We start from the raw sequence: 11,605 nt of genomic DNA on the forward strand, positions 1-11,605 counted from the left end.
GGCGGCGGCCGCCGCCACGAGGAGCAGCGGGGACAGCAAGGCCCCCGCGGGGCCGGGCAGGGCGGCCGGCCCCAGGACGAGGGCGGTGCCGGCGGCGCCGGTCACCGCCGCCCGGAGAACCAGTTCCGCCAGCCAGTTGCGGCGGGCGCGCTCGGGGGTGACCCCGTGCTCCAGCCAGATCCGCAGCCGGTCGAAGGACCAGGCCGTCGCCCAGCCCATCAGGGGCCGCAGCGCCAGCCGGTCCGCGAGCGCGCCGACGCCGCCCCAGCGGGGCCGGTAGTCGTAGCCGGTCAGGAAGCGCACCCCGTCCCCCTCCCCGCTCCCGTCGGGGACGTAGCGCCAGTAGCCGCTGCCGTCCGCGAGCAGGGAGAGCGGGTGCGGGCAGGAGAAGCGGAGCGCGGAGGTGCGGGTGCCGTCCGGGCGCTCCTTCTCGCCGGCCGAGACGCCGGTGCCGGAGAGGGTGAGGAACGGCAGCACGCGCGTCGTGTAGCGGAAGTGCCGCGGCTCCTCCTCGCCCCCGGTGTGCGGGAGGGGGCGGATCTCGGTGAAGCGCAGGTCCCAGCGCCGGTGCTCGGCCGGGTCCTGGGTGCGCGCCCACAGTTCGTCGAGCTCCGCGCGGACCCGCGTCTCTACGTACAGCCTCATGACACTCCCTGTCGGCAGCGTGTTTGAGCGATCGCTCAAACGCCGCGACGGAGAGCGTACGCCGGTTTGAGCGAACGCTCAACGGTGGGGTGCCGCACGGGATCCGATCGAAGGGCGAGACGGAGCTGACCGGCATATGACCGGCCGGTAGGGTCTGCTGCGTGCCGAAGCCGCTCAGTCTCTCGTTCGATCCCATCGCCCGCGCCGACGAGCTCTGGAAGCAGCGCTGGGGGAGCGTGCCGTCGATGGCCGCGATCACCTCGGTCATGCGCGCCCACCAGATCCTGCTGGCCGAGGTCGACGCGGTCGTCAAGCCGTACGGGCTCACCTTCGCGCGGTACGAGGCGCTGGTGCTGCTGACCTTCTCGAAGTCCGGCGAGCTGCCGATGTCCAAGATCGGCGAGCGGCTCATGGTGCACCCCACGTCCGTGACGAACACCGTGGACCGGCTGGTGCGCTCGGGCCTGGTCGCCAAGCGCCCCAACCCCAACGACGGCCGCGGCACCCTCGCGAGCATCACCGGCAAGGGCCGCGAGGTCGTCGAGGCGGCCACCCGCGACCTGATGGCGATGGACTTCGGCCTCGGCGCCTACGACGAGGCGGAGTGCGTCGAACTGTTCGCGATGCTCCGGCCGCTGCGCCTCGCCGCCGGGGACTTCGAGGAGAAGTGACCGACGGCACCGGGGGCCGGTCCGGGAACCGCCGGAAGGGCCCGTTACGCTCGGGGTCATGAAGCGAAGCGTGCTGACCCGCTACCGGGTCATGGCCTACGTCACCGGTGTCCTGCTCGTTCTGCTGACCTTCGGGATGATCGGCAAGTACCTGCTCGACATGGACGGCGCGGCCGACTTCACGCAGATGGTCAGCATCGCCCACGGCTGGCTGTACGTCCTGTACCTGGTCTTCGCCTTCGACCTCGGCTCCAAGCTGAAGTGGCCGGTCAAGAAGCAGATCTGGGTGCTGCTGGCCGGCACCGTCCCGACGGCCGCCTTCTTCGTCGAGCGCAGGATCTCCCGCGAGCTGGAGGCGGCGGCCGCCGCCGACGCGCCCGCGACCGCCGGGGCCTGACCGCCGCGCCCCGGCGTCACCGCGGGGCGCCGCGGCCCCGCCCCCTCGCCCGGCCCACCGCCGTACGGAGCAGCGTGCGGCGGTCCGCCATCGACATTTACTAGGACGTCCAAGTAAATTCGAGGGTATGGACGCTGACGCCATCGAGGAGGGCCGCCGTCGCTGGCAGGCCCGGTACGACGCCGCACGCAAGCGCGACGCGGATTTCACCACGCTCTCCGGCGACCCCGTGGAGCCGGTGTACGGGCCCCGGCCCGGCGACGCCTACGAGGGGTTCGAGCGGATCGGCTGGCCGGGGGAGTACCCCTTCACCCGCGGCCTGCATCCGACCGGCTACCGGGGGCGCACCTGGACGATCCGGCAGTTCGCCGGGTTCGGGAACGCCGAGCAGACCAACGAGCGCTACAAGATGATCCTGCGCAACGGCGGCGGCGGCCTGTCCGTCGCCTTCGACATGCCCACGCTCATGGGGCGCGACTCCGACGACCCGCGCTCCCTGGGCGAGGTCGGGCACTGCGGGGTGGCCGTCGACTCGGCCGCCGACATGGAGGTGCTGTTCAAGGACATCCCGCTCGGGGACGTGACGACCTCGATGACGATCAGCGGGCCGGCCGTGCCCGTCTTCTGCATGTACCTCGTCGCCGCCGAGCGCCAGGGCGTGGACCCCGCCGTGCTCAACGGCACGCTGCAGACGGACATCTTCAAGGAGTACATCGCCCAGAAGGAGTGGCTCTTCCAGCCCGAGCCGCACCTGCGCCTCATCGGCGACCTGATGGAGCACTGCGCGGCCGGCATCCCCGCCTACAAGCCGCTCTCCGTCTCCGGCTACCACATCCGCGAGGCCGGGTCGACGGCCGCCCAGGAGCTGGCGTACACGCTCGCGGACGGCTTCGGGTACGTGGAACTGGGACTCAGCCGCGGGCTCGACGTGGACGTGTTCGCCCCCGGCCTGTCCTTCTTCTTCGACGCGCACCTCGACTTCTTCGAGGAGATCGCCAAGTTCCGCGCCGCGCGCCGCATCTGGGCCCGCTGGATGCGGGATGTGTACGGCGCGAAGAGCGAGAAGGCGCAGTGGCTGCGGTTCCACACCCAGACCGCGGGCGTCTCGCTGACCGCCCAGCAGCCGTACAACAACGTCGTGCGCACCGCCGTCGAGGCGCTCGCCGCCGTCCTCGGCGGGACCAACTCCCTGCACACCAACGCCCTGGACGAGACGCTCGCGCTGCCCAGCGAGCAGGCCGCCGAGATCGCCCTGCGCACCCAGCAGGTGCTCATGGAGGAGACCGGCGTCGCCAACGTGGCCGACCCGCTGGGCGGCTCCTGGTTCGTCGAACAGCTGACGGACCGGATCGAGGCGGACGCGGAGAGGATCTTCGAGCAGATCAAGGAGCGCGGCCTGCGCGCCCACCCCGACGGGCGGCACCCCATCGGGCCGATCACCTCCGGCATCCTGCGCGGCATCGAGGACGGCTGGTTCACCGGTGAGATCGCCGAGGCGGCGTTCCGCTACCAGCAGTCCCTGGAGAAGGGCGACAAGAAGGTCGTCGGCGTCAACGTCCACACCGGCTCGGTCACCGGCGACCTGGAGATCCTGCGGGTCAGCCACGAGGTGGAGCGCGAACAGGTGCGCACCCTCGGCGAGCGCAGGGCGGCCCGCGACGACGCGGCGGTCCGCACGGCCCTGGGCGCCATGCTCGACGCGGCCCGCTCCGGCGCCAACATGATCGGGCCGATGCTGGACGCCGTGCGCGCCGAGGCCACCCTGGGCGAGATCTGCGACGCGCTGCGGGACGAGTGGGGGGTGTACACGGAGCCCGCGGGCTTCTGACCGGACGGGCGGCCGGGCGGGCGGCACACCGGCCCGGCCCGGCGGCGGGGAGTCCCCCGCTACGGGCCGGTGCCGGCCGTGACGAGGCCCCACAGCAGGACCCGGGTGAAGTCGTGCACCCACTCCTCGTCCACCGGCCGCCCGCTGACCAGCGTGCGGTGCACCACGGCACCGGCCACCATGCCGAAGAGCAGGCCCACGGTGCGGGCCGCCCCGTCCGGATCCGGCTCGGGCGGCAGTTCGCCCCGGTCCTGGGCGCGTGCCCGGCCGGCGCGGACCAGGTGCTCCTGCCGCTCGACGATCGAGACGCGGATGCGCTCGCGCAGCGCCTCGTCGAGGGTGGACTCCGAGAGCACCGCCATCAGCCCGCTCCGGGCCTCCGGGCGGGACAGCAGCGCCGCGAACTGCAGGACCACGCCCTCGACGTCCGCGGCGAGGCTGCCGCGGTCGGGGGGTTCGAGTGCGTCGAAGAGTTCGGCGACCGCGTCCACGACCAGTTCGTTCTTGCCCGCCCAGCGCCGGTAGAGGGTCGTCTTGGCGACCCCCGCGCGGCTCGCGACGCCGCCCAGGGTGAGCCCGGACCACCCCAGTTCGACCAGCGCCTCCCGGGTCGCGGCCAGGATCGCCGCGTCGGCGGCGGCACTGCGCGGGCGTCCGGTGCGGCTGGCGGGCGTGCGGCTCTGCATCGCACGACCATAGCCGCCCTCCCCGCGCGCGCCCGTGAGGGAGATCACCGGGGCGGACCGCCCCGCACCCCCCGCCCCGTATTACGCTACGCCCCGTAGCGAAAGCGTGGGGTCACCCGGAGACCGGCACGCCCGAGCGACGACCACCGGCGCGGAGGGGGACCCGGCGTCCGGCGGTACGGCGATCGACGACACCCGGACATCGGGGTTTTCGGGCGCCTTTTCACAGACACGCGGGGGACGGGGGAGGATGGGCGCATGCAGCCACGGAACATGTCCATGAGCGGAGTCGTCGACCTCGCCGCGGTGAAGGCGGCCCAAGAGGCCAAGACGAAGGCGGAGCAGGCCCGCGCGGAAGCGGCCCGGCAGGGCGGCGGGGGTGCCGTCTCCCCGGCCGACCTCGTCATCGACGTCGACGAGGCCCGCTTCGAGAGCGACGTCCTGCAGCGGTCCGCCGAGGTCCCGGTCGTCATCGACTTCTGGGCCGAGTGGTGCGAGCCCTGCAAGCAGCTGAGCCCCGTCCTGGAGCGGCTCGCCGTCGAGTACAACGGGCGCTTCCTCCTCGCCAAGATCGACGTCGACGCCAACCAGATGCTGATGCAGCAGTTCGGGGTCCAGGGGATCCCGGCGGTCTTCGCGGTGGTGGCCGGACAGGCGCTGCCGCTCTTCCAGGGCGCCATGGGCGAGGCACAGATCCGCCAGACCCTGGACCAGCTGGTGCAGGTCGCCGAGGAGCGTTTCGGCCTGACCGGGCTCACCGTCGACCCCGACGCCGTACCCGGGGGCGGTGCCACCCCGGGGGCCGAGGAGCCCGTCGGTCCCTACGACGCCCTGCTGGAGGCCGCGGTGCGGGCGCTGGACGCCGGTGACCTGGGCGGCGCGATCCAGGCCTACAAGAACGTGCTCACCGACGACCCGGGCAACCCCGAGGCCCAGCTCGGTCTCGCCCAGGCCGAACTGCTCCACCGGGTGCAGGGCCTGGACCCGCAGCGGGTGCGCGCGGATGCCGCCGGCAACCCCCGGGACGTCCAGGCGCAGATCACCGCCGCCGACCTGGACCTGGTGGGCGGCCACGTCGACGACGCCTTCGGCCGGCTCATCGAGACGGTGGGACGCACGGCGGGCGACGACCGCGACGCCGTACGCGTGCGGCTGCTGGAGCTGTTCGAGGTGGTCGGGGCCGACGACCCGCGGGTCGTCGCCGCGCGCCGGGCCCTGGCACGCGCTCTGTTCTGACCGGGGCGGGCACCCGGTTCCCGGCCACCGTAAGACGGTTTCCGGACGAGTGGTGCCCGGGTGACGAAATGGCCGACCGAGGCCGGTGCGGCCGCGTTTTGCCAAAACTTGGCGATCGCGGCCGCTGTTACTGCGAGTAAGTCGCCCGCGTCGGTCTGCCGGATTCCGTCCGTTGATCAACCGCTTTGCGGACCCCCTCCGGGGCACCCAGGGTCGCCGTCCGGCGCCGGTGGGTCGCCCCTCGGTCACCCGTTTCTTACTGGCAAGTAATGAAGCCCCTTGTGCGGGCGGCGGGAATGCACCACGATCGGCGACGCTCGGTCCATCGCCCGTACCCCGACATCCGGTCGGGACGCGAGCACTCATGGGTCCCCACCGGGCGGAGCCGGCGGCAGTGGAGCCGGCTCCCGGGCAGGGGGGTCTTCGCCCGTCCGGCGAAGCCTGTCCGGCAGGTTGTGCGTGATGCGTGTCAGGCGCGACCAGTGGTTGTCGCTCGGGGGTGACCGCCGGTGATCCGGACGCTTCGTGCGCTGCCGGGTGCGGCGCTCTCCTTCCCGAGGACGTGGTGCTTCTCCCATCCCTGCCCGGCCGTCCGCCGGCCGGCGGTGCGCCGGAGCAGGAGATGTACGTCCGAGAAGGAGGAAATATGGAGTCCCAGGTGCGTGGTGGGACCAGATGGAAGCGGTTCGCCGTGGTCATGGTGCCCAGCGTGGTCGCCACGGCCGCGGTGGGTGTCGGCCTGGCGCAGGGCGCCCTCGCGGCGTCGTTCAGCGTGTCGGGCCAGGATTTCAAGGTGACGGCCCAGCATCTCGAGGGATGGGGCTTCGCCCAGTACGGCGGTATCGACACCGGTTACTCGTCGACCGCGGGGGACGAGAAGACCCAGCACCCGGTGGCGATCTCGTCGTTCGACCGTGCCGAGATCACCAAGATGTGCCAGTCCGTCAAGACGAGGATCCCCGGCATAGGGACGATCTACCTTCGTCTGGACGCGGGTCCGAACGAGAAGAGGAAGGTCAAGGCCAAGAACCTGTACATCGACGTCGCCCAGCTCGACGCCGATGCGACCTTCACCAACATCGACATCGGTGTCGCGGTCAAGGACAAGAGCCGCGGTCCCGAGGTGAAGCAGGGCGACAGCGTCCTGCCGGGCGGCTTCGCCCAGCAGGCCGAGAAGGCCGACCTCTACAACGTCGAGCAGACGGCGTGGGCGACCACCGCCGGGACGTTCGAGCTCAGCGGCCTGAAGATGCGTCTGGGCACGGACCCCAAGATGGAGTGCTACTGACGGTCTCCGCCCCGGAGACGTCCTCGGCCGGCTGAGCGGCCGAGCGGGGGCGGGGAGGCTCCGCTTCTCCGCCCCCGCGCCCCGGCCCGGTGCTTCGTACCCGGGCCTTCGCACAGACTCAGACATTCCGGCTTCTCCACCCCCAGGCCGAGCCGGTAGGTAACTTCACCGGACCAGGGAGCTGTATTCCATGAGTGCCGAGACTCCGGTCCAGAGCGCCGGGACGTTCACCCGGCTGCGTCTGCGATTCCGTGACTGGCGGGGCCACCGGCCGTTCTGGGCGGGCCTGTTCACCCTGCTCGGCGGGGTGCCCATCGCCTACTTCCCCTACGCCACGCTGAAGCTGGGCCACATGTCGATCGCCATGGCGACGACCGCCGGCGCGGGCTCCCTGATCATCGGCGTCCTGCTGATCACGCTGGGCCTGACCATGTGGTTCCAGCAGGCCACCCGCATCTTCGCCGGTGTGGCGGCGATCCTCCTGGCCCTGGTGTCCCTCGTGGTCTCCAACATAGGCGGCTTCGTGGTCGGCTACCTGCTCGCGATGATCGGCGGCGCGCTGTCCCTCGCCTGGGTGCCGGACAAGCCGCGGAGCGGGGCGGGCGGGCGCCGGAAGTCCCCCGGCGGACCGTCCGGCGGCGGTGCCCGCGAGGACGTCCCCCGGGACGCTCCCGCGGGCACCGCCGGTGAGGCGGGACGCCCGCGCCCCCCGTACGAGGCCGATGACCTCGGGGAGGCGGACGAGGCCCGGATCGAGGACCGTGACAGGGGACACCGTGTCGGCTGACGAGATGCGGGCCCGGGGCGTTCCCGCGGCCCTGGCCCCTCAGGGCAGGAGGGGGCCGCGCCACGCGGCCCCCAGGAAGCCGCTGTCCGCTCGGTTCCACATGCCGGCCGGGAAGGCGATCGCCCTCGCGGCGATGCCGACCGCGGTCCTGATGGGCATGGGGTTCACGCCGACCCTGGCCCAGGCCGACGAGCAGCCGAAGTCCAGGAGCCTGACCGCCGACGAGTACAAGGACTGCCTGGCGGCCCTGGAGGACACCGAGGACACCGAGGATGCCGAGGACGGCACCACCGCCTCGGCCGGCCCCTCCGCGCCGGCGGGCGACCCGGCCGCCCCGGACGAGGAGACCCCCGCCGCGGAGCCGGATCCCCCGGCCTCCCGCGGCGGCGGCCCGGCCGGGGACCCCGGCACGGACGCGGACGAGGGCACGGACGGGGGTGCGGGCAGGAGTTCGTCCTCCTCGTCGGATGCAGGTTCCGGCGAACGGGGCGGGGCCGCGCCCGCCGGCTCCGGGGCCTTCGACGAGCGGGCCGGGGGGCCCGGGCCGACGCCCTCGGAGACCGGGCGCGACGCCCTGGAGGAGCTCGGCGACGCCCTCAAGGACTTCTTCACCCCGAAGGACAGGAAGACCGGCGGGGCGACCGCGAGCCCCACCCCGTCGGCCACCGCGTCCGCCGCGTCCGGCGCCGCCGGGGAGGAGACGGGCCCGCCGGAGGAAACCGCCGGGAAGCCCGCCGAAACCGCCGGGAAGCCCGCCGGCACCGGGGACGGGGCGGCCGGGGAGGCCGAGGAGGAGGAACCCGCCGCGGCGGCCGACGACGGGGCCACCGCGACCCCGCGGGCCACCGCCTCGCCGAACCCGAGTCCCTCCGCGAGCGCCACGACCGACGCCGACGACTGCCCGGTCGCCACCGACGCCGAGGGCGGGGTCGACAACAGGATCCCGCTCCCCGAGGACCCGTGGTTCCTGAACGCCAGCTCGCTGCTGCTGACGGGCGCCGACTACCAGGGCGTCGTCGAGGTGCGGACCGCGAGCGGCAGGACCAAGAAGGTCCTGAAGTACGTCGTCTCCCAGGGCACCGACATCGGCGACCTGCACCAGACGGTCGAGGACAAGCAGTCCGGCACGACCCACCACGTGCGGGCGGCCAGGGGCTCCACGTCCACCATCCGCGACGGCGAGACCGTGATGTACACGGAGAGCATCTCCGGCAAGCTGCTCGGGCTGATCCAGGTCACCTTCGACCCGGAGAACCCGCCGCCGCTCAACATCCCCCTGGTCTACTTCACGGACGTGACGGTCCAGCAGGCCGGCCAGTTCGGCGGAACGCTGCACATCCCCGGACTGCGCCAGTACGTCGACTGAGGAGCGGCCGGGGCGGGCGGGCGCCCCGGCCCGGCCCGTCCGGGAGCCGCGGAGAACGCCGAGGGCGCCCCTGTTCTCCCGGGGGCGCCCTCGGCGTCCGTGCACGCGTGGTCGGGGTCAGCTGGTGGGGCCGCCCATGTGGTGGACGCGGACCATGTTGGTGGTGCCGGGGACCCCGGGGGGCGAACCGGCGGTGATCACCACGACGTCGCCGTCGTCGAAGCGCTGGAGCCGGACCAGCTCCTGCTGGACCAGGTCGACCATCTCGTCGGTGCTGTTCACGAACGGCACGACGTGCGACTCCACACCCCAGCTGAGCGTGAGCTGGTTGCGGGTGGACTCGTCCGTGGTGAACGCCAGGATCGGCTGGATGGCGCGGTAGCGGGACAGCCGCCGGGCGGTGTCGCCGGACTGGGTGAAGGCCACCAGGCCCTTGCCCCCGAGGAAGTCGGCGATCTCGGCGGCGGCACGGGCCACCGAACCGCCCTGCGTGCGCGGCTTCTTGCCGGGCACCAGCGGCTGCAGGCCCTTGGACAGCAGCTCCTGCTCGGCCGCCTGGACGATCTTCGACATCGTCCGCACGGTCTCGATCGGGTACGCGCCCACGCTCGACTCGGCCGACAGCATGACCGCGTCCGCGCCGTCCAGGATCGCGTTGGCCACGTCGGAGGCCTCGGCACGGGTCGGACGGGAGTTGGTGATCATCGACTCCATCATCTGGGTCGCCACGATCACCGGCTTCGCGTTGCGCCGGCAGAGCTCGATCAGGCGCTTCTGCACCATCGGGACCTTCTCGAGCGGGTACTCGACGGCGAGGTCGCCGCGGGCGACCATCACACCGTCGAACGCCATCACGACGTCCTCCATGTTCTCCACCGCCTGCGGCTTCTCCACCTTGGCGATGACGGGCACCCGGCGGCCCTCCTCGTCCATCACGCGGTGGACGTCGGCGACGTCCTTGGCGTCCCGGACGAAGGACAGCGCGACCAGGTCGCAGCCCATCCGCAGCGCGAACCGCAGGTCCTCGACGTCCTTCTCGGACAGCGCGGGCACGTTCACCGCCGTGCCGGGCAGGTTGATGCCCTTGTGGTCGGAGATGACACCGCCCTCGATGACGATCGTCCGGACCCGGGGACCCTCGACGTCCAGCACCTTCAGCTCGACGTTGCCGTCGTTGATCAGCACCTGGTCGCCGCGGGAGACGTCACCGGGCAGGCCCTTGTAGGTCGTCCCGCAGATCGTCCGGTCGCCCGGGACGTCCTCGGTGGTGATGGTGAACTCGTCACCGCGCACCAGCTCGACGGGACCCTCGGCGAAGGTCTCCAGCCGGATCTTCGGGCCCTGGAGGTCGGCGAGGACGCCGATGGCCCTGCCCGTCTCCTTGGCGGCGGCACGGACCCTGTCGTACCTGCCCTGGTGCTCGGCGTGCGAACCGTGGCTGAAGTTGAAGCGGGCCACGTTCATGCCGGCTTCGATCAGGGCGACGAGCTGCTCGTGGGAGTCGACCGCGGGGCCGAGAGTACAGACGATTTTGGAACGGCGCATGGGGCGATCCTATCGGTTTGTTTCGCTCCGGAATATTCCGTCCGGCGGAAGGTACACATGAGGAAGGGGCTGCTCAGTTGGGCTTTCTGACCAGTGCGTAGGTCTGCGTGGCGATCTCCATTTCCTCGTCCGTCGGGACCACGGCGACCGCGACCCGCGCACCGTCGGGCGAGATCAGCCGCGGGCCGGTGCCGCGCGCGCCGTTGCGCCCGGCGTCGACCTCCAGGCCCAGCCCCGCCAGGCCCGCCACGGCCGCCTCCCGCACCGGTGCGGCGTTCTCGCCGACCCCGGCGGTGAACGCCACCGCGTCCACCCGGCCGAGAACGGCGTAATAGGCGCCGATGTACTTCTTCAGGCGGTGGATGTAGATGTCGAACGCGAGCTTCGCCTCTTCGTCACCCGCGTCGACCCGGCGGCGGATCTCGCGCATGTCGTTGTCACCGCACAGGCCGACCAGACCGCTCTTCTTGTTGAGCAGGGTGTCGATCTCGTCGACGGACATTCCGCCGACGCGCGTCAGGTGGAAGATGACGGCCGGGTCCACGTCTCCCGACCGGGTACCCATCACGAGCCCTTCCAAGGGCGTCAGTCCCATCGAGGTGTCCACGCACTTCCCGCCCCGCACCGCCGAGGCCGACGCCCCGTTGCCCAGGTGCAGCACGATGACGTTCACGTCCTCGGGCGCCTTCCCGAGCAGCCGGGCCGTCTCCCGCGACACGTACGCGTGCGAGGTGCCGTGGAAGCCGTAGCGGCGGACCCGGTGCTCGTCGGCGGTCCGCACGTCGATCGCGTAGCGGGCGGCCGACTCCGGCATCGTGGTGTGGAAGGAGGTGTCGAAGACGGCGACCTGCGGCAGGTCCGGGCGCAGGGCCGTCGCGGTGCGGATGCCCGTCAGGTTGGCCGGGTTGTGCAGCGGGGCGACCGGGATGAGCCGCTCGATCTCGGCGAGGACCGCCTCGTCGACGACGGTCGGCTCGGTGAAGTGCATCCCGCCGTGCACCACCCGGTGCCCTATCGCGGCCAGCGCGGGGGAGTCGAGCCCCAGGCCGTCCGCGTCCAGCTCCTCGGCCATCGCCTTCAGGGCGGCCTCGTGGTCCGCGACCGGTCCGGTCCGCTCCCGGGGCTCCCCGCGCGAGGCCGCGATAGGGCACCGGGT

The 11,605-nt window shown here is 72.2% G+C and carries 11 protein-coding genes; 7 read left to right on the plus strand and 4 right to left on the minus strand.

Annotated elements, in window-relative coordinates:
* On the minus strand, window positions 1-645 hold a 645-nt coding region (locus AOK18_RS09990), incomplete at its 3' end, for a hypothetical protein (RefSeq protein ID WP_055694072.1).
* A 161-nt stretch (window positions 646-806) separates the two neighbouring features.
* Here AOK18_RS09990 and AOK18_RS09995 point away from each other — a divergent pair.
* From AOK18_RS09995 to AOK18_RS10005, 3 genes are all read left to right on the plus strand, one after another.
* Window positions 807-1,316: a MarR family winged helix-turn-helix transcriptional regulator gene (locus tag AOK18_RS09995; RefSeq protein WP_055570906.1), complete on the plus strand. Its 510-nt coding sequence runs from the start codon at window positions 807-809 to the stop codon at window positions 1,314-1,316.
* A 58-nt stretch (window positions 1,317-1,374) separates the two neighbouring features.
* Window positions 1,375-1,713 carry a DUF3817 domain-containing protein gene (locus AOK18_RS10000; protein ID WP_055570905.1) on the plus strand — a complete coding sequence of 113 codons (339 nt, stop codon included), beginning with the start codon at window positions 1,375-1,377 and terminating at the stop codon, window positions 1,711-1,713.
* Between the two features lie 127 nt (window positions 1,714-1,840).
* A complete protein-coding gene (locus tag AOK18_RS10005; protein WP_055570904.1) occupies window positions 1,841-3,541 on the plus strand; it encodes a coenzyme B12-dependent isobutyryl-CoA mutase large subunit in 1,701 nt (566 codons plus the stop codon).
* Window positions 3,542-3,600: 59 nt separating this feature from the next.
* On the opposite strand, the gene AOK18_RS10010 is transcribed toward AOK18_RS10005, so the two are convergent.
* The gene (locus tag AOK18_RS10010; RefSeq protein WP_055694073.1) at window positions 3,601-4,227 is read right to left on the minus strand and encodes a TetR/AcrR family transcriptional regulator; all 627 of its coding nucleotides are present in this window, start codon (window positions 4,225-4,227) and stop codon (window positions 3,601-3,603) included.
* A 258-nt stretch (window positions 4,228-4,485) separates the two neighbouring features.
* On the opposite strand from AOK18_RS10010, the gene AOK18_RS10015 reads away from it, so the two are divergent.
* The 4 genes from AOK18_RS10015 to AOK18_RS10030 all read left to right on the plus strand — a co-directional run bounded on the left by AOK18_RS10015 (window position 4,486) and on the right by AOK18_RS10030 (window position 8,904).
* A complete protein-coding gene (locus AOK18_RS10015; RefSeq protein WP_055570902.1) occupies window positions 4,486-5,463 on the plus strand; it encodes a tetratricopeptide repeat protein in 978 nt (325 codons plus the stop codon).
* 646 nt (window positions 5,464-6,109) lie between these two features.
* The gene (locus AOK18_RS10020; RefSeq protein WP_055570901.1) at window positions 6,110-6,751 is read left to right on the plus strand and encodes a DUF6230 family protein; all 642 of its coding nucleotides are present in this window, start codon (window positions 6,110-6,112) and stop codon (window positions 6,749-6,751) included.
* A 190-nt stretch (window positions 6,752-6,941) separates the two neighbouring features.
* Window positions 6,942-7,538: a DUF6114 domain-containing protein gene (locus AOK18_RS10025; protein ID WP_055694074.1), complete on the plus strand. Its 597-nt coding sequence runs from the start codon at window positions 6,942-6,944 to the stop codon at window positions 7,536-7,538.
* 4 nt (window positions 7,539-7,542) lie between these two features.
* Window positions 7,543-8,904, plus strand: coding sequence for a hypothetical protein (locus AOK18_RS10030; RefSeq protein ID WP_099048858.1), 1,362 nt, complete (start codon window positions 7,543-7,545; stop codon window positions 8,902-8,904).
* A 117-nt stretch (window positions 8,905-9,021) separates the two neighbouring features.
* On the opposite strand, the gene pyk is transcribed toward AOK18_RS10030, so the two are convergent.
* Window positions 9,022-10,449, minus strand: coding sequence for a pyruvate kinase (gene pyk, locus AOK18_RS10035; protein ID WP_055570898.1), 1,428 nt, complete (start codon window positions 10,447-10,449; stop codon window positions 9,022-9,024).
* A gap of 73 nt (window positions 10,450-10,522) precedes the next feature.
* Window positions 10,523-11,605, minus strand: a 1,083-nt coding sequence (locus AOK18_RS10040; protein ID WP_055694076.1) for an acetate kinase, incomplete at its 5' end; no start/stop codon positions are given.

Origin of the sequence: Streptomyces prasinopilosus (assembly GCF_001419695.1) — a bacterium.
Classification (GTDB): Bacteria; Actinomycetota; Actinomycetes; order Streptomycetales; family Streptomycetaceae; genus Streptomyces; species Streptomyces prasinopilosus.